Origin of the sequence: Legionella busanensis (assembly GCF_900461525.1) — a bacterium.
Lineage (GTDB): Bacteria > Pseudomonadota > Gammaproteobacteria > Legionellales > Legionellaceae > Legionella_C > Legionella_C busanensis.
On sequence record NZ_UGOD01000001.1, the window covers coordinates 117,273 to 134,348 of the forward strand.

Genomic DNA, 17,076 nt, shown 5'->3' on the forward strand with positions numbered 1-17,076 from the left:
ATAAATGATTGTCTAATTCCAGTATTTTGAAACTAGGAACTGGTTATGTCACAAATAGAGATTAGTCAATGTTTAGATGGTGTATTAATGCGTGAAGGCGCTGGCGTAAAATTACATCGTTACATCGGCCTTGAGCAAACCAATCACTATGAGCCTATTTTGTTATTTGATTTTTTCGATAGCAGTGAGCCTTTAGATTATTTAGGCGGTTTTCCAGCCCATCCTCATCGTGGGTTTGAAACTATTACTTATTTATTGCAAGGTAATTTACTACATGAGGATAACCATGGACATCAAGGTCTAATTGGTCCTGGCGATGTGCAATGGATGACAGCGGGGAGGGGCGTTATTCATTCTGAAATGCCTGCTCAAACTGAAGGTAAATTAACAGGGCTACAATTATGGTTAAATCTACCTGCTGCTACTAAAATGTCGCCTCCGCATTATCAGGAATATACAGCAGGCCAATTACCTATAGAGCACCATGACAATGGTGCCGTAATAAAAGTCATTGCTGGCAAAACAATAGATGGTACTGAGTCACCCATTAAGGGTATTGCAACAGAGCCCTTATTTCTTGATATTAAATTGCCTATTGATACCCATTTTACTACTCTTATTGCAGATACTCATCAATCTATTTTATTTAATTTAGCTGGAAGCGTAAGTATTGCAGGTAAAAATATTGAAAAAAATCAATTAGCTATTTTAAGTTCTGGTAGAAATTTAACTGTTAAGACTGAAGAAGATGCTCACTTTTTACTTATTGCAGCTAAAAAGCTTAAGGAACCTATTGCGCGTTTAGGACCTTTTGTAATGAATACACATGAAGAAATTATGCAAGCCCTAGATGACTTTCGTAATCAACGTTTTTAATTTATTTGCTCAAGACGACTTTCCTTAAGTAAGCTCTATTTTGTTCTAAAAATGCCCTCAAAGTATAATTTTTAACTAAATTTATCTTGGCTCCGCTGAGTAAATGATGTATAATCACTGTGCACACAGGGCTGCTAATCGTCATTAACAAGGTTTAAATCCTCTGCAGCTTCATTTATTACGATTAAATCTATATGAGAGTGTCATGGCGATAACATTAATATTTTATATCATTTTGCTGCTGAGTTTAGTCTGTGTTATAGGCATGTTTTATAAGTTAAAGCAGCAGGGTTCTGTAAGTTTATCAGTAGTAGATTATATCAAATTAATTGGCAGTGGTATTATCGCCTTTATTGCAGATACGCTAGGAATAGGTAGTTTTGCTGTTAATGTTGCACTAGCTAAGTTATTAAATACATTTCCTGATGATCAATTACCAGCTGTGAATAATGGTGCTCAAGTTATTCCCGGCGTCATTGAATCATTTTTCTTTATGAAACTTATTGATGTTGATTTGAATACATTATTAACCTTGGTCATTGGTGCCTGTATTGGTGGCTTAATTGGCGGCACTATTGTTAGTCGATTAAGTAAGCAAGCAATACGTTTAGGTATGATGTGCTGCTTTGGTGTTATCATTGCTTTACTTATTTGTCATCAATTACGTATTATGCCTGTTGGCGGCGATTTAGTAGCATTACATGGTTGGAAACTAATAATAGCGTTTATTGCTATGGTAATTTGCGGCGGCCTAACGTCCGTTGGTATAGGCTTATTTGTTATGGTGCAAGGTATTTTATTCTTATTAAATGTATCTCCCTTGGTCGCTTTTCCAATCATGACAACTGCTGGCGCTATGCAGCAGCCTCTCACTACCCTTGTATTTTTGCAACAAAATAAAATTCCTTTAAAGAAAACATTAATTTTAAGTATCGCAGGATGCGTTGGCGTTTTACTAACATTACAAGTATTTACTCATTTGACTGTTACCTGGTTACATTCCCTTCTACTTTGCATCATGATCTATAATTTATATGCAATTAGTAGAACTTATTTTTATAATAAGTCTTTGCAAGCTGAAGCTAAAGCAACAATGTCTTTGACTGTAGTGGATTAATTTTAACAATAAATATTATTGACCTTAGTCAAAAAAGCTCTTATCGTTTTTGTTAGTTACTTAACTAAAGTGCAAATTTCTTATACGAAAATTGAGTGCTTAGAGTAAAAGTATGTTAAGGACAGGTAGCGAGCTTATAATTAACGTGAGCTCGACATAAAAGAGACGTGGCTCTTTTGTGTCGCTAAACGAATGTTATCCCGTAAAATGCGAAGTATTTATACGGGATCCAGATTAAATATAACTAAATTCGACATAAACTATAGCAAATCTAATTTATGTCGAATTCACGTTAGTTAACTTTTGTATTTAGTGATTTAAGGATGATCCATGAAAAAAATAATAATGTTTTGCTTTAGTCTCTTATTAACGTTCAATATTTATGCATTTAATAATCGCTTTGATACGATGGTAATTTTTGGTGATAGCTTGTCAGATAATGGTAATTTATATAATTACATGTGGCATTATTTACCTTGGTCACCACCTTATTATTTAGGTCGTTTTAGTGATGGGCCTATATGGGTTGAATATCTTTATGCTGATCTTTTTCCTGAAAACTATACAGAAGGCTTTCAAGATTATGCCGTAGGAGGGGCAGGGGCTGTGCTTTCTTATAAAGAAAATTTACCTTTTACACTTGCGGCAGAATTAAACAATTACTTTTATTGGCATACTTACGGTAGAAAAGATACTACCTTATATACTATCTGGATTGGCGCTAATAATTATATTAATGAACCAACGAATGTCGAGGATTTAACAACTGGTGTTGTAAATGCCATTGGCAATGCTGTAGAGCGGTTGATTGCGAAGGGCGGTAATAAATTTGTGCTAATTAATCTGCCAGATTTAGCTCGCTTGCCTCATGCTAAAAATTCCTCAAGACAATGGTTATTAACTTATTTAGCTGAAACTCATAATAGTAAATTAACAGCTCGCATTGAAGAATTAAAACTAAAATATCCTGACGTTTTATTTCTTTATTTTGATGCTTATAATTTTTTTAATCGATCTATTGATCATTCAGAAGATTACGGTTTTATAAACACAGATGAGCCTTGTTATTTAGGCAGTTATACAGGTTGGCTTACTACATTAAAACCTGATGATGAAACCTTATTTGCAAGCTTAAAAGCCCATTCACCAAAATTCACGCAAACAGAATGGCTATTAATAAAAGATAATCCTCAATTGTATGAGGCAGCTTTAACCAGTTATTTGTATAATTTGTTACCTGCAAATAAAAAAAATGAAGAGATGCAATGTGGAAGTTATGTTTTTTGGGATCAAGTTCATCCCACAACAGCTGTCCATAAAATAATAGCTCAACAAGTGAGAATATTAATTGATAAGGCAGGTTTACAGCCTGTGGTACCCGATTAAACAATTAAAAAGGTTTATTGATGACAGATGATTTTATAAGTAAATCGCAACGGAAAAGAGAAGCGCATGCGCTGCAGGATATTGGTGAGGAATTAATGTCTTTATCTGAAGCAAAATTAGCTGCTCTCCCCTTGCCCGATAATTTACGCCAAGCGATAATTGATGCGAAATCGATTAAAAGTCACGGTGCTTTAAAGCGACAAACTCAGCTTATTGGTAAGATAATGCGCTCTGTAGATAGTGAGACCATAATTGCAGCTTATGCAGAAATAAAAGCAGATGAAAGTGCTAAAACCGCTGCATTTCATGAATTAGAACAGTGGCGAGATCGCTTAATTGCAGAGGGTAAATCTGCACTTACTGAATTTATTAATGCATACCCAAATGCTGATCCGCAATCTTTGCGTCAATCAATTAAAAAAGCCACGGATGAAAAACTAAAGGGACAACCTAAGGGAGCAAGCAAGGCATTATTTCGTTTGTTAAGGTCTTATCTATAATGAATTATTCTTTATTTATTAGTTGTGCAAAAGGTTTAGAATATCTGCTTGAAGCGGAATTAAAAACGATTGGATTACAAGTTACGCGGGTTAGTCCTCAGGGTGTTTATGGGGAAGCAAATGAGGCTATGATTTATCAACTATGTTTATGGTCTCGCCTTGCCAATCGAGTTCAATTGATCTTATTTAGTGGTCAGGTTTTTGAAGAACAAAGTCTATATAAACTTTGTCATCAATTCCCTTGGCAAACAGTGTTTACAGCTGATAAAACATTGGCTATCGAGTTTCATGGTACTTCAACACATATACGTAATTCTATGTATGGCGCTCAAGTTATTAAAGATGCGATTGTCGATCATTTTCGCAAATTAAGCGGACAGCGCCCTACCGTGGATAAAGATAAACCCCAGATTCGTTTGCATGCTCATTTAAAAAATGATGTATTAACTGTAAGTTTTGATTTGATAGGGTATAGCCTTCATCAGCGTGGGTATCGCTTGCAATCAGGTGAGGCGCCTTTAAAGGAAACATTAGCGGCTGCATTATTAATGCGTGCTAATTGGCCACAGTTAGCGGCTAAAGGTTATGCTTTTCATGATCCTTTCTGTGGGTCAGGCACTTTAGTTATTGAAGCAGCCATGATAGCTGGTCATATTGCGCCAGGATTACTGCGTCAAGATCAATCATTAATTTACTGGGTTAAGCATCAACCTACTTTATGGGAAAAATTGCGTGCTCATGCCCTTACTCAAGTTAAGCCTGCTAAATTTAAATTAAAAGGAACAGACACAAATCCTAAGTTAATTGCTCATGCAAAAGCTAATGCAGAGCGAGCAGGTGTATTGCCATTAATCTCCTTTACCCAACAGGCTATTAAAGATTGTCGTGCAGAAAGTGCACATGGACTGCTTATCTGTAACCCGCCTTATGGAGAACGTTTAGCGGATGCTACGCAACTTATTCCTTTGTATCAACAAATAGGTACAATAGCTTATAGCGCCTTTCAGGGTTGGCAAATGGCCTTCTTAACTTCTAATCCTATGTTAGCTAAAGCAGTAGGATTACGTGCTGTCAAGCAATATACTTTTTTTAATGGGCCTTTAGAATGTAAGTTATATTGCTTAAGTTTAAATACCGAAAATCGCTTAAAAAATAATGCCAATGCAGCCACTCTTTCAAGTGGCGCTCAAATGCTTACCAATCGTTTACAAAAAAATTACCAGCACCTAAAAAAGTGGGCCAAGCGTGAGCAAGTTAGCTGTTACCGTGTTTATGATGCAGATCTTCCTGAATATGCATATGCTATAGACATCTATAATGACTACGCTGTCTTACAAGAGTATGCAGCGCCTGCAACCATCGCGCCGCATAAAGCAGAAAAAAGAAGTTTAGAAGTAATGCAGGTTGTGCCGAAGGTGTTAGGAATTGCTGCCGATAAATTAGTTGTTAAGCAACGCAAGCAGCAGAAGGGAACAGACCAGTATCAAAAAATAAACCAAACAAAGCGAACAATCATAGTTAATGAAGGACAAGCAAAATTTAAAGTTAACCTTTATGACTATTTAGATACGGGTCTCTTCTTAGATCATCGTTTATTACGCTTAAAGTTTGCTACCTTAGCAAAAGGTGTACGCTTTTTAAATTGCTTTTGTTATACCGCTACGGCTAGTGTACATGCAGCCCTAGCAGGTGCTCTAACGACTAATGTTGATCTGTCAAAAACGTATCTTAATTGGGCCCAAGAAAACTTTAAGTTAAATAATTTAAATCTGACCCAACATCATTTTATTCAAGCAGATTGCTTAACTTGGCTAAAAACTGCTCGTGATAAATTTGATGTTATTTTTCTTGATCCCCCTAGTTTTTCTAATTCCAAACGAATGACGACTACCTTAGATATCCAGCGCGATCAAGAGACATTAATTGATAGCGCAATGCGCTTACTTACTCCTGACGGTAGCTTGTATTTTTCAACTAATTTTCGCCAATTTAAATTGCTTGCTGCAATTAACGAAAAATATAAAGTGCAAAATATTACTGCAGAGACAATTGATCTTGATTTTAAACGTAATAAACGTATTCATCATTGTTTTTTAATTAAACGTTTAGACTCAAAGTAGGTGGAGCGTGGTTAAAGTTAATTAGAGAGGTAAGCTTTTTGAATTTTACAATTATGTTAAGAATGTTGCATAATTGTAAAATTAATTATATAGTCTGTTCTTTAGACATTGGAGGACTAAAATGAGCAGACCTACTTATCCGCAACAATCAACTAGTACTATTTTAGTTGGCTTAAATTCTGTTCCAACACCTACAGTTGTCGTTACTCAAGACAATAGGAACCATCATCACCACCAACACCAATATCCTGTAGCATTACAGCCGCAGCAAATTATAGTGCCTACTTCTAATCCGCATAACTATACAACTTATCATACGCATGCACCTGTACATTACAATTCACCTCTTAGAAACCATAGTAGGCGGGATCCTCGAGAAGATTGCCATAATTCCCATACTCATAACCACTCTTATCACCCTCATAGATAGGCAATAATTCAATAACTTTGTTTGATACCGTGATTATTTTACGGTATCAAATTTTTATATCGCTATAAGCAAGAAACAAGCGCATACAATAAAAAAAGATAATATAAATTTTTAAACTTACATTAATTAGTTATTCTATTAGGCTGCCAATGCACATCATCAATAAACATATTAATGTATTTCATATTGCCAGTAAGGATTGGATCTTTGCTCATTATTTTTAATTGATAGGTAATAGTAGCGTTCTCTACATAATGTGGTTTTGATAGAAGAGCAATAAAATTTTGTGATTGGCCAGAGTTTGATATCATAACTATCGTTGCATTAGGCGGGATAGTAGAGAAGTGATTACGTATGTTTTTACCAGTTAATAATTCAATAAATTGCGATAATGGTAAAATACCTGCTTGCTTCTTTGGTTTATCAGTAAAATAACTAATATAGGTTGGTGCATCTCGTAAGGTTAAGCTATAGCTATGATCTTTATTTTTAATAAGCTCACCTGTGCTTGATTGTTGTAAAAATAAAAAATTACTGTTAATCGCCCAGGTAAAACTTGTAAATAAAAGTAAAACAGCACTTATTAAAGCTTTCATAGAGTTTCCCTCGTTTATTACCTTACTTATTGATCATAATTTATTGATTATAAAGTATTTATAAATCTCTCCTGTGAAAAATATATAGCCTTTTTGTCTAAATCTAAAATAATAAACAAGCAGCTATTAAGGTTTGCTGCTACTATTAATTTAGTTATATTTAATCTGGATCCCGTATAAATGCTTCGCATTTTACGGATAACATTCGTTTAGCGACACAAAAGAGCCTTTGTCTCTTTTATGTCGAGCTCACGTTAATTAGAATAAATTAGCCGATAGTTTATCTAATAAACGACTGCAGGGCAAAATTAAACCAGTAAAATAAATATGAGGTATTTAAACCGTCTACTCCAAATAATTTATTAGCCGCAAGGAGTTATGCGTATTAGGTTTAACTTATAAATGAGAAACTGCTCTTCAAGGAGCGTGATTAATGAGGATAAAGCAATCAGCTAAAAATTCTAGTTTGCAGCAAGAATCTGCTTACTTAAAACAAATTATTAAAATCCAATCCTTATTAGGACAAGCAAATTTTAATTTAGATGCATTTATGCAGCTTGTTGCTGAACAACTCCAATTACTTACACCAGCAACTGGGACAGTGATAGAATTGGTAGAAGAGAATGAAATGGTTTATCAAGCGGCAACAGGCATACTTGCTAATCATGTTGGTTTACGCCTTAATAAACAAGGCAGTATTTCTGGCTTATGCGTTGCGAAAAAGGAAGTGCTTTATTCAGAAGATACAAAGCAAGATGAGCGTGTTAATAGTGAAGCTTGTAAAAGATTCGGGATACGTTCACTTGTGGTTGCCCCTTTAATTTATGAGAGCAAATCTATTGGGGTTCTTAAGATTTTATCTGATAAACCACAAGCCTTCTCTATTAAAGATAGGCATATATTACAATTAATGGCTGGTTTTATCGCTTCAGGTTTGGCACATCAAATTTTATGTGAAGCCAATGAACATATTTTAAAGGAAAGAACTAAAGCCTTGAAACAATTACATGAAGCACAAGAAAAATCATCTTACTTAGCGCATCATGATTATTTAACACAACTTCTTAATAGAAAATCATTTGATGAAATATTACAGCGCTCCATGGCACATGTAAAACGTCATGGCTGTTTATTAGGTTTAATGTATTTAGATATTGATTATTTTAAATCGATTAATGATACCTACGGACATGTTATAGGGGATAAATTATTAAAGGCATTTAGTGCTCGTATTAAACGCAGTATACGCGAGTCTGATACTTTTGCTCGTCTAGGTGGTGATGAGTTTATCATTCTTTTAGAGGAATTAACTGCCGAGCAAGATGCTATTGTTATAGCCAATAAACTTATTAAAAAGGTAAGTGATCCTTTTAAATTTAATGATTTGACTCTAGTGCTTACCACAAGTATTGGTATCGCTTTTTATAGAGGAGAAGAGGATTCTGCTACTAAGTTGTTGGCAGACGCTGATTATGCACTTTATCAAGTTAAACAAGCAGGTAGAAATAATGTTAAAATTTATAAAAGTAGTGACTAACTAATTAGCAAGTTTAAATATGAGCGAATGTCCATTTTCCTATGATAAACAATACGTTCCCCGCGCCTACAGCACCAGGAATATACGTCGCTGATAAGGTTAATTGGCGATAAGAAAAGGATGCCCAAGGCAATATGCCAGGAAAAGGAATATTATTAAATATATCAGGGCGAGCTGTAACTAAAATTGAATAACCTATACCAATGCTTGTATGTTCATTGAAATGAGCCATTTTTAAAAAAGCATAGCCTACTGCTGGTTCAATGTTTTTATGAGAATCAAGGAAGGCGATAGCAGATAATCCATGCCAATCTCCTTTTTCGTCATAAAAACCTTTTCCTAAGCCGCCTCCCCATGCTTGCTCATTATAAGATTTAATTTTTTTAGCACTATAAGTATAACGGTTATGCCAAGCATACCCAGAAAAATAGAGTTCGTTATCTCCTTGTTCCCATACTTGATAAAGCCGCTGGCAAGCAGCTTTGAACCAATATGGCCAATTTACACAATGCTCGATTTCTCCAGCATGGCTATATTGCAAAAAGAATGTTAGCAACAGCACAATGAGGGCTCGTTTCATAAGCTTGCAATTAAATTTTTGTCTTAATTCCCAGATAGAATATTTAGTGCTAAAGTGACTTTAACATACTATTGTTATAAAGCTAATATTTACATAGGAAAGAGAGCATAACATGGACTTGTTTCGTAAAAAATTAATTATTGAGCATAGTCATTCCGAGGGTCATTTAGCGAAATGCTTATCTGCTTTTGATCTAATCTTTCTTGGTGTTGGTGCCATTATTGGCGCAGGTATTTTTGTTTTAACAGGAATAGTCGCTGCTACCCAAGCAGGACCTGCGATTATTTTTTCTTATGTAATGGCTGGATTAGCGTGTGCATTCTCAGCTTTATCTTACGCTGAATTAGCTTCTTTAGTAGGCGGCTGTGGAAGTGCTTATGGTTATGCCTATGCTGGATTTGGTGAGTTAATTGCTTGGATTGTAGGATGGGATTTAATTTTAGAATACTCAATTGCTGTTTCCGCAGTATCAACTGGTTGGAGTGGTTATTTTAATGATTTATTAAAAACAATGCGAATTGGTTTGCCGGATTATTTACTGAAAGGACCATTCGATGGCGGCTGGATTAATATTTTAGCGCCAAGTATTATACTTTTGTTAGCTGTCTTATTGATTTGGGGTGTCAAAACAAGTTCGCGATTTAATAATTTAATGGTTTTCATTAAATTAGCTGTAATATTATTATTCATAATTATAGCAAGTATTAATGTTGAACCAGCAAATTGGTCACCATTTATGCCTTTTGGCTGGGTAGGCGTAATGCATGGCGCTTCTTTAATTTTTTTCGCCTACATTGGTTTCGATGCTGTATCAACAGCGGCTGAAGAAGCGATTAATCCGCAGCGTGATTTACCTTTAGGTATTATGGGTTCATTAATTATATGTACAATTCTATATATTATTGTTTCAGGGTTATTAACTGGAATAGTGCATTATTCTTCATTAAATGAACCTTCGCCTATAAGTCACGCTATGTTACTTTTAGGGCATAAGGTTGCTGCAGGTTTAATTGGTGTTGGCGCAATTGCTGGGTTAACGACAGTCATGCTTGTTATGTTTTATGGACTTACACGTATTTTTCTTGCTATGGCCAGAGATGGCCTATTACCTAAGCTCTTTGCACATACCGGCACTCATTCTAAAACGCCTGTAAGAATTATTTTAATTTGTGGCATTCTTATGGCTTTAATTGCCGCCCTAATACCAATAAGTGATTTAGCTGAATTAGTTAATATTGGTACCTTGTTTGCTTTTATGATAGTTTGTATAGGCGTGATTATTTTACGCTATCGCCATCCAGAATTACCTCGTCCTTTTAAAACACCATTGATGCCCCTTATTCCAGTCCTTGGTATAATAAGTTGTATGTATCTTGTTATCCACTTACCATGGGTTACAATGCTACGCTTTATTCTATGGATGGTTATAGGCTTAATTATTTACTTTGCTTATGGCCAATTTAATAGTACGTTAAATAAGCAAGAACTTAAAAATTAAGACCAAGGATCTATTTTGGCTAAGGAAAGTAAAGAAAAAATTTACCCGATGTCGCGCGCATTAAAGCGATTAGCCGAAAGCGCAGTAAAAGAAAAAAAAATGACCTATGGGAGTATTGTTAAAGAATTAGGTGAGCAAGGATTAGGTCTTATCATTGTTCTTTTTGCTTTGCCAAGTGCTCTTCCCATTTCAGCTGTGCCCGGCTTCTCTTTTATTTTTGGACTTCCCATTGTTTTTGTTGCATTGCATATTATTATTGGAAAGCATCGAATGTGGCTACCAAAATTCTTATCAGAAAAGGAAGTTAACACTGAAAAGCTTGTTAAAATTATTAACAAAACTTTACCCTACTTAAAATATATTGAAAAGTTATTGAAACCCCGATTGTGCTTTATGACTTCCCCTATTATGGTGAGAGTACATGGTATTGTGTTACTTCTATTAAGTCTACTTCTGTTATTACCTATCCCTATGAGTAATTTTATTTTTGCCGGTCTTATCATTTTGTTTGGATTGGGTTTAACAGGTGAAGATGGTTTGTGCTTATTAGTAGCTTATTTGGGCGCTATCTTATATAGCATATTTATTACTACTTTATTTAAAGCTATTTTTTAATAACTTTTAATGAGGTCGAAAGCTTAAAATAATAGGCTACTTAAGCAGCAACATAATAGCAGCAGCTACGATCCCGGCCCCAGGAATTGTTAATAACCATGAGAAAAATATTCTTTTTAAAATAGGTAGGTGAATCTTTTCTAAGCCGCGGCTTATACCAGTACCGGTAATAGCTCCGGTAACAGTATGAGTAGTAGAGACAGGAATTCCAGATTCAGTAGCTATAAAAATGATAAAAGCGGCACCTGTTTCGGCCGCGCAGCCACGTAGAGGGTTTAGCTCAGTAATTTTGGTCCCCATCGTATGTACAATACGCCAGCCTCCGGCTAAAGTACCTAAACTAATAACTAAATGACAACTCACTACCACCCAAAAAGGCACATAAAAAGTATCGCCAAGCCACGAAGAAGAAAATAGCAGTACTGCAATAATACCCATTGTTTTTTGGGCGTCATTACCACCATGCGTTAAACTTAAGAATGCAGAAGAGATTAGTTGAAAGCCTTTAAAAGAGCGTTGTAGGGCTTGTTCATTGTGATGCTCAGTAAACTTATTTATCAGGGTTGTCAAAAAAAATCCCAATAACAAACCAGCAAGAGGCGAAATAATAATACCAGATAATACCTTAAAAAGGCCTAAAGGCTTTAACACGCCTAATCCAGCTTTAGCTAAAGCAGCACCTGCAAGTCCACCAACTAAGGCATGTGAAGAGCTTGAGGGTAAACCATAATACCAGGTTACAAGATTCCAGAAAATTGCACCACATAAGGCAGCGAGAATTAAATAGGGTTCAACAATACTTGTATCAATAAGTCCACTACCAATCGTCTTAGCAACAGTCAAATTAAAAACTAAAAATGCAATAAAATTAAAAAAAGCTGCCCAGATAACAGCTTGCTTTGGCGTTAAGACACCGGTAGTAACAATGGTAGCAATTGAATTAGCTGCATCATGAAAACCATTGATAAAATCAAAAATAAAGGCAACTAGGATAACAAATAATATAAAAAAAGGTTCCGAAGCCATCATCTATCCATGTTTTTAAATTTTTTTATTTTTAGGGAAAATTCTAATCTGGGTAATTCTAGCCTTCTTCATCGTTTCAATAACAGCAGAAAAATCTACAAATTCAACTTGCTGCCCAATTGTTGGTACAGAGCCAAGTTGATTTAAAATTAAACCGCCAACTGTTGTAATTTCTTCTTGCTCACTTGTGAGTGTCAATGGTGTTTGTAAAGCTCTTTCTAAAGCAAATATGGGACAATTTCCTTTAACAGTCAGACTACCGTCTGGATGTTTTATCCAGGCATCTCGAGTTTTATGAAATTCATCTTTAATAACGCCAAGCACTAAGTGTAATAGATTATCAAGCGTAACAAAACCAGCAATATCACCTTGGCGATTATAGACTAAGGCAAAATGTGGCATTCCACTTTGAAATTGACGTAATAAGGTTAAAGCAGGTAGTCTGTGTGAAATTTTGGGAATAGGTCTAGCAAAAGCCCGTAAATCTACTAATTCATTGTCATCTTTATTATGCAGTAAGGGTTGTATATCCTTAACATGTAAAAGGCCAATTATTTTCTTTTCTTGCTGACTGTAAACAGGGTAGCGGCTATAGCGATAACGTTCTAATGTAGCAAGCAGTTCTTTTTCTAAGATAGTGCTATCTAATGTTACCATATCATGATAAGAGCACATAACATCAATTGCTTGTAATTTAGCAAGTTCAAGTGTGTGAGCCAAGATATTACTTTCTTGAGAGGTAAGCTCACCATGTAATTGGCTTGAGCGAAGTATAAGTTTTAATTCCTCAGTAGAATGGGACTCTTCACCAGGATGCACTTCATCTAAACGTAGTTTTTTTAAAAAGAAATTAGAGCAAGAATTAAGAAGCCAAATAATTGGATACATTAGCCAATAAAAAAAATACAGAGGTACAGCTGTCCACAAACTAATTCGCTCACTTTGCCTGATTGCCCAAGACTTAGGAAGCAGTTCACCAATAACAATATGAAGAAAAGATAACAACGTAAAAGCGAAAGCAAAGCTAATAAATTCAATCAATCCTGGCCTAGTTATACCAATGTATATTAATAAAGGCGATAATAAATTTGCAAAAGCAGGTTCGCCTACCCATCCTAAGCCTAAAGAAGCTAGAGTAATGCCTAGCTGGCATGCAGATAAATATGCGTCCAATTGTTTGTGTACACGGGCTAAAATGACACCACGCCAGGGGTACTGAGTTGCAATAATTGCCACCCTTGTTGATCTTAGCTTGACCATAGCAAATTCTGCTGCTACGAAAAAAGCATTTAGAACAACAAGTATAAAGCCAACGAGTATCAAAATAATGTTGATCATAATTAAATATAATAACTTGTTTTAGTCATTATTTGAGATGTTTTATTCATTAAATACTTTAAAAATGTTGGGAATTCAACTGCGCCTGCTTGCTTAGCCATTTCAGCATGATGTGCTTCATCTTCTTGCATTTGTTTTAAAATAAGTGCTGTTTTTTTATCTTCTGCAGGTAGTTTTTCTAAATGTTTTTGTAAGTGAGCACTTACTTGTAATTCTGTTTCTGCTAAGAAGCCTAAGCTAAATCGATCACCGATTAATCCTGCAAATGCACCTATTGTAAATGAACCGATATACCAGATTGGATTTAATAAGCTAGGTGTGCTGTTTAATTCAACTAAACGCTCTTCACACCATGCAAGGTGATCAATTTCTTCTTCTGCTGCACTTATCATTTGTGCTTTTACATCAGTTAAACGTGCTGTTAATGCTTGCCCTTGATACAAAGCTTGCGCACAAACCTCACCGGCATGGTTCACTCTCATTAGACCTGCAACATGTTTTTTCTGATTCTTTGTTAATGTTTCTGTAAAATTCTTATTTTCAGTTGGAGATGATCGCTGACTAATCCGTTTTTGTGGCGGTAAAAGCGTACGTAGAGCCACGTCAACTTCATGAATCATTTGATCAAGGAGACTAAATTTTCTCATATGGAGCTCACTTACATTAGCTAAACTGAACTATTTTAAATTTATAAATCTAAGTTTAACATTAAAATACCCTTATTTAGATAATAAGGAATTATGACTTTTAATTCTAACTGTCAAATACTTTTTCAGCAGACAATTCTCTATTTAAAGAAAATATCAAACAACGCAATTATTAACCCAGTAATTTTTGTATACTTATTAATATTTAATGCCAGGGTACATACTTTTAATTGAGTTTTTATTAAAGGTTAGTTAGAGTGTTTATTCTTTTGGTGAAAAGGACTTAACTATGACGCTTTTACATTTAATTATTTTAATTATTATTGTAGGTGTTGTGCTTTGGGGGATTAATGCATTTATTCCTATGGCACCTATGATAAAAGGCTTATTAAATTTCTTAGTTTTTATTTTATTACTTATTTATATTTTGCAATTCTTCCATCTTATTCCAACTATAATACCCTTCCCAAATTTCCCTAGGGCGGGATAGGTATTGATTACTGCCAAATAGCAACTATTTGGCAGTAAGAACTATTTACGGCCCAGGAGAGTCATTCATATTATTGCTTGGTGGAATAACAGGGCCTGCTGGTGCATCTTCATCTACCATACTATCATCTACGGTTTTTTCATCTTTATTTTCAGCTTTTTTTGCAGTTTCTGGAGATTTACTGCCGACCTTTGGCATTGTTTGTGTAGTAGTGTCCTTCTCAGTAGGACTCGCTGTAGGTGGCTGTAAGTCAGCATGAACTAATAAAGGTATAGCAAAGGTAGCTCCCAATATTGAGAGTAATTTTTTTTTCATACTATCTCCTTGTAATTTAATTTTAAAAATATTTAATAGCGCCAAATGAATTTTAGCGCTATCTTTTATTAGTGTTGATTTGGGTGAGATAAATAACTTCCATAATAATTGGTCATTGTTTTTTTCCAAGCTTTAGTAGACATATCTGGCCAATTTTCTTTATCAAAACCAGGTGACGCTTGTAAAACCTTTTTATCAATAGATACAATAAAGCATTCTCGCTTTAAATCATAAGAAAATAAGCCCCAAGGAAGAGCAAATAATTTTTTGCCTACACTTAAAAAGCCTCCATAAGATAATACTACATAAGCGACTTGTCCTTGTAGTTTATCAATCATAAGTGTTTCAATTGCACCTAAATTTTTGCCTCGCAAATCTTTAACGTCAGCACCAATAACATTGTCTGTATTAACTATTTGCATGTTCATAACTAACCTCCACTTATTATATTAATAACATATGTAGGTTTTATCCTTTTAATGGAAAGTTATTTAATAATTATATAATCTTCTATTTCTGAGTACTCAATAAAGTAATAGTTATATCTTTTATAAATTATTTTCTTGCAGTGAAAAGGCTTTACAAAAAGACTTAGCATGATTTATGCCTATTTTTATTTAATGATGGTAATGATAAGTCATAAGTAATTCTTCAAAAGCAAAATACATACATAGCTTCCCATTTAACTACCCATGTGTTTATTGCGTTCTACTCTTTAATTAATATCTTAATAATAAGGATAAGGTGAGTAATGTTTCCAATGTTTATATGGCCCATATTTGCCTTTATAGTACCAATTATTATATTTGTAGCCTTTATGCCAGCCATGATAACCATTCTTCCACCAAATCTTTTTGCCATGATAGTTATGGTATTTCCAGGAATTATTATATTTCCAATAATTATGCCCATAATGGCCAGCTAACATCATCTTATTACCTACGGAAAGCGCTTGATTAGAACTAGAGAAAACAACAGGTGTTATAATAAATGATCCCGAAAGAACAGCAATTTTTACTATCTTTGTTATCTTCATATCCGACTCCTTAAATAATTGTTAAGTCTTCAATGAGCTAATAAAAATAAGCAGTCATTATCTAGCATTATAGGTAGGTAAACCCCTAAGTTCAAATATTATACAAAAAATTTTTACCAAAGGACTTATTTAATAAGCTAAGAAAAAAAGCTAAAGAAACAAGATTATAAATAATATCTAGTTAGCCTTAAGTTAGAAAAAAGAGAAAATATAATGACTACCATTAATAAATTATTTTTTATCATTTAACTTCTTAATAATTTGCTGACAAAAAAAAGGTAAATCAACTGGGGTTCTTGAAGTAATTAGATTATTATCTACTACCACTTGCTCATCAAGAAATTGTGCACCTGCATTAATCAAGTCATCCTGAATAGATTTAACGCCAGTTACTTTTTTACCATTTAAAATTTTAGCAGAGATTAACACCCAACCAGCATGACAAATAGCTGCAATAATTCTACCTTGTTCATAGGTATTTTTCACTAAACGTATCATTGCTGATTGTATACGCATTTTATCAGGGGCATAACCGCCAGGAATAATGATGGCATCAAAATACATACTGCTTGCCTCTTCTGCCGTAACATCAGCTTTAGCTTCATAACCTAGTTTACTGGTATAACTTTTGATTTCTTTCCCTATAATTAAAGGTTCTATTCCTTCCTCTTGTAGGCGTAGGTAGGGATACCAAAATTCTAACTCTTGATAGTCATTTTCAATTAAAATGCCAACTTTTTTATTCGTTAGTGCCATGGCCTTACCTCAATTAGTATGATAATCAATTTAAAATCGATAGGACTCACCAATTTCTTCGTTAAAAAACATTTTTAATTCGCTCATTTAATCTAGCTAAACTCTCTCATTAAAAATATTTTTTGTCTTAACCTTGATATTTTTGGTAAGTTCTATTGAGAGTTGTTAAGCCTTTGCTAATCATAGTACAAAATTAACATTCGTCTTGTGATC

19 protein-coding genes are annotated in these 17,076 nt (G+C 34.5%); 10 read left to right on the forward strand and 9 right to left on the reverse strand.

What is annotated here, in order from left to right:
- Positions 1–45 precede the first annotated feature (45 nt).
- The 6 genes from DYH30_RS00540 to DYH30_RS00565 all read left to right on the forward strand — a co-directional run bounded on the left by DYH30_RS00540 (position 46) and on the right by DYH30_RS00565 (position 6,429).
- On the forward strand, positions 46–876 hold the full coding sequence (locus DYH30_RS00540) for a pirin family protein (protein ID WP_115329518.1): 831 nt from the start codon (positions 46–48) through the stop codon (positions 874–876).
- A gap of 205 nt (positions 877–1,081) precedes the next feature.
- Positions 1,082–1,993 carry a sulfite exporter TauE/SafE family protein gene (locus DYH30_RS00545; RefSeq protein ID WP_115329519.1) on the forward strand — a complete coding sequence of 304 codons (912 nt, stop codon included), beginning with the start codon at positions 1,082–1,084 and terminating at the stop codon, positions 1,991–1,993.
- Between the two features lie 330 nt (positions 1,994–2,323).
- Entirely contained in the window at positions 2,324–3,379 is a 1,056-nt protein-coding gene (locus DYH30_RS00550; protein ID WP_115329520.1) for an SGNH/GDSL hydrolase family protein, read from the forward strand.
- Positions 3,380–3,399: 20 nt separating this feature from the next.
- On the forward strand, positions 3,400–3,879 hold the full coding sequence (gene yjgA / locus DYH30_RS00555; RefSeq protein ID WP_115329521.1) for a ribosome biogenesis factor YjgA: 480 nt from the start codon (positions 3,400–3,402) through the stop codon (positions 3,877–3,879).
- Complete coding sequence (gene rlmKL, locus DYH30_RS00560; protein ID WP_115329522.1) at positions 3,879–5,999, forward strand: bifunctional 23S rRNA (guanine(2069)-N(7))-methyltransferase RlmK/23S rRNA (guanine(2445)-N(2))-methyltransferase RlmL; 2,121 nt, start codon at positions 3,879–3,881, stop codon at positions 5,997–5,999. The genes yjgA and rlmKL overlap by 1 nt, the downstream gene beginning before the upstream one ends.
- Before the next feature lie 121 nt (positions 6,000–6,120).
- On the forward strand, positions 6,121–6,429 hold the full coding sequence (locus DYH30_RS00565) for a hypothetical protein (protein ID WP_115329523.1): 309 nt from the start codon (positions 6,121–6,123) through the stop codon (positions 6,427–6,429).
- Between the two features lie 122 nt (positions 6,430–6,551).
- On the opposite strand, the gene DYH30_RS00570 is transcribed toward DYH30_RS00565, so the two are convergent.
- Positions 6,552–7,025 (reverse strand): hypothetical protein, encoded by a 474-nt coding sequence (locus tag DYH30_RS00570; protein ID WP_115329524.1) that lies wholly within the window; start codon positions 7,023–7,025, stop codon positions 6,552–6,554.
- Between the two features lie 433 nt (positions 7,026–7,458).
- On the opposite strand from DYH30_RS00570, the gene DYH30_RS00575 reads away from it, so the two are divergent.
- Positions 7,459–8,562: a sensor domain-containing diguanylate cyclase gene (locus tag DYH30_RS00575; RefSeq protein WP_115329525.1), complete on the forward strand. Its 1,104-nt coding sequence runs from the start codon at positions 7,459–7,461 to the stop codon at positions 8,560–8,562.
- Positions 8,563–8,575: 13 nt separating this feature from the next.
- Here the strand turns inward: DYH30_RS00575 and pagP are convergent, their stop codons facing one another.
- Positions 8,576–9,142, reverse strand: a complete 567-nt coding sequence (gene pagP, locus DYH30_RS00580; protein ID WP_115329526.1) for a lipid IV(A) palmitoyltransferase PagP — start codon at positions 9,140–9,142, stop codon at positions 8,576–8,578.
- A 112-nt stretch (positions 9,143–9,254) separates the two neighbouring features.
- Between pagP and DYH30_RS00585 the strand changes: the two genes are divergently transcribed.
- Together DYH30_RS00585 and DYH30_RS00590 are read left to right on the forward strand one after the other, a co-directional pair.
- Positions 9,255–10,640: an amino acid permease gene (locus DYH30_RS00585; RefSeq protein WP_115329528.1), complete on the forward strand. Its 1,386-nt coding sequence runs from the start codon at positions 9,255–9,257 to the stop codon at positions 10,638–10,640.
- 15 nt (positions 10,641–10,655) lie between these two features.
- Positions 10,656–11,255 carry an exopolysaccharide biosynthesis protein gene (locus DYH30_RS00590; RefSeq protein ID WP_115329530.1) on the forward strand — a complete coding sequence of 200 codons (600 nt, stop codon included), beginning with the start codon at positions 10,656–10,658 and terminating at the stop codon, positions 11,253–11,255.
- Positions 11,256–11,291: 36 nt separating this feature from the next.
- Here DYH30_RS00590 and DYH30_RS00595 read toward each other — a convergent pair whose 3' ends face one another.
- From DYH30_RS00595 to coq7, 3 genes are read right to left on the reverse strand one after another with little or no spacing between them, the layout of a single operon-like run.
- Complete coding sequence (locus DYH30_RS00595; protein WP_115329532.1) at positions 11,292–12,281, reverse strand: inorganic phosphate transporter; 990 nt, start codon at positions 12,279–12,281, stop codon at positions 11,292–11,294.
- Between the two features lie 15 nt (positions 12,282–12,296).
- The gene (locus DYH30_RS00600) at positions 12,297–13,619 is read right to left on the reverse strand and encodes a hemolysin family protein (protein WP_115329534.1); all 1,323 of its coding nucleotides are present in this window, start codon (positions 13,617–13,619) and stop codon (positions 12,297–12,299) included.
- Positions 13,620–13,621: 2 nt separating this feature from the next.
- Positions 13,622–14,266 carry a 2-polyprenyl-3-methyl-6-methoxy-1,4-benzoquinone monooxygenase gene (gene coq7 / locus DYH30_RS00605; protein ID WP_115329535.1) on the reverse strand — a complete coding sequence of 215 codons (645 nt, stop codon included), beginning with the start codon at positions 14,264–14,266 and terminating at the stop codon, positions 13,622–13,624.
- A 289-nt stretch (positions 14,267–14,555) separates the two neighbouring features.
- On the opposite strand from coq7, the gene DYH30_RS00610 reads away from it, so the two are divergent.
- On the forward strand, positions 14,556–14,756 hold the full coding sequence (locus tag DYH30_RS00610; protein WP_115329537.1) for a Thivi_2564 family membrane protein: 201 nt from the start codon (positions 14,556–14,558) through the stop codon (positions 14,754–14,756).
- A gap of 45 nt (positions 14,757–14,801) precedes the next feature.
- On the opposite strand, the gene DYH30_RS00615 is transcribed toward DYH30_RS00610, so the two are convergent.
- The 4 genes from DYH30_RS00615 to DYH30_RS00630 form a co-directional block, all read right to left on the reverse strand.
- Complete coding sequence (locus tag DYH30_RS00615) at positions 14,802–15,071, reverse strand: hypothetical protein (RefSeq protein WP_115329539.1); 270 nt, start codon at positions 15,069–15,071, stop codon at positions 14,802–14,804.
- 68 nt (positions 15,072–15,139) lie between these two features.
- Positions 15,140–15,499: a PRC-barrel domain-containing protein gene (locus DYH30_RS00620; RefSeq protein ID WP_115329541.1), complete on the reverse strand. Its 360-nt coding sequence runs from the start codon at positions 15,497–15,499 to the stop codon at positions 15,140–15,142.
- A gap of 299 nt (positions 15,500–15,798) precedes the next feature.
- On the reverse strand, positions 15,799–16,107 hold the full coding sequence (locus DYH30_RS00625) for a hypothetical protein (RefSeq protein WP_115329543.1): 309 nt from the start codon (positions 16,105–16,107) through the stop codon (positions 15,799–15,801).
- 231 nt (positions 16,108–16,338) lie between these two features.
- Positions 16,339–16,863, reverse strand: a complete 525-nt coding sequence (locus tag DYH30_RS00630; RefSeq protein WP_115329545.1) for a type 1 glutamine amidotransferase domain-containing protein — start codon at positions 16,861–16,863, stop codon at positions 16,339–16,341.
- Positions 16,864–17,076: the final 213 nt, after the last annotated feature.

What these genes read in the sequence shown, in the direction of transcription:
- DYH30_RS00540 (WP_115329518.1), top strand. Translation starts at nt 46, where the DNA reads ATGTCACAAATAGAGATTAGTCAATGTTTAGATGGTGTATTAATGCGT.
- DYH30_RS00545 (WP_115329519.1), top strand. Translation starts at nt 1,082, where the DNA reads ATGGCGATAACATTAATATTTTATATCATTTTGCTGCTGAGTTTAGTC.
- DYH30_RS00550 (WP_115329520.1), top strand. Translation starts at nt 2,324, where the DNA reads ATGAAAAAAATAATAATGTTTTGCTTTAGTCTCTTATTAACGTTCAAT.
- yjgA (WP_115329521.1), top strand. Translation starts at nt 3,400, where the DNA reads ATGACAGATGATTTTATAAGTAAATCGCAACGGAAAAGAGAAGCGCAT.
- rlmKL (WP_115329522.1), top strand. Translation starts at nt 3,879, where the DNA reads ATGAATTATTCTTTATTTATTAGTTGTGCAAAAGGTTTAGAATATCTG.
- DYH30_RS00565 (WP_115329523.1), top strand. Translation starts at nt 6,121, where the DNA reads ATGAGCAGACCTACTTATCCGCAACAATCAACTAGTACTATTTTAGTT.
- DYH30_RS00570 (WP_115329524.1), bottom strand. Translation starts at nt 7,025, where the DNA reads ATGAAAGCTTTAATAAGTGCTGTTTTACTTTTATTTACAAGTTTTACC.
- DYH30_RS00575 (WP_115329525.1), top strand. Translation starts at nt 7,459, where the DNA reads ATGAGGATAAAGCAATCAGCTAAAAATTCTAGTTTGCAGCAAGAATCT.
- pagP (WP_115329526.1), bottom strand. Translation starts at nt 9,142, where the DNA reads ATGAAACGAGCCCTCATTGTGCTGTTGCTAACATTCTTTTTGCAATAT.
- DYH30_RS00585 (WP_115329528.1), top strand. Translation starts at nt 9,255, where the DNA reads ATGGACTTGTTTCGTAAAAAATTAATTATTGAGCATAGTCATTCCGAG.
- DYH30_RS00595 (WP_115329532.1), bottom strand. Translation starts at nt 12,281, where the DNA reads ATGGCTTCGGAACCTTTTTTTATATTATTTGTTATCCTAGTTGCCTTT.
- DYH30_RS00600 (WP_115329534.1), bottom strand. Translation starts at nt 13,619, where the DNA reads ATGATCAACATTATTTTGATACTCGTTGGCTTTATACTTGTTGTTCTA.
- coq7 (WP_115329535.1), bottom strand. Translation starts at nt 14,266, where the DNA reads ATGAGAAAATTTAGTCTCCTTGATCAAATGATTCATGAAGTTGACGTG.
- DYH30_RS00610 (WP_115329537.1), top strand. Translation starts at nt 14,556, where the DNA reads ATGACGCTTTTACATTTAATTATTTTAATTATTATTGTAGGTGTTGTG.
- DYH30_RS00615 (WP_115329539.1), bottom strand. Translation starts at nt 15,071, where the DNA reads ATGAAAAAAAAATTACTCTCAATATTGGGAGCTACCTTTGCTATACCT.
- DYH30_RS00620 (WP_115329541.1), bottom strand. Translation starts at nt 15,499, where the DNA reads ATGAACATGCAAATAGTTAATACAGACAATGTTATTGGTGCTGACGTT.
- DYH30_RS00625 (WP_115329543.1), bottom strand. Translation starts at nt 16,107, where the DNA reads ATGAAGATAACAAAGATAGTAAAAATTGCTGTTCTTTCGGGATCATTT.
- DYH30_RS00630 (WP_115329545.1), bottom strand. Translation starts at nt 16,863, where the DNA reads ATGGCACTAACGAATAAAAAAGTTGGCATTTTAATTGAAAATGACTAT.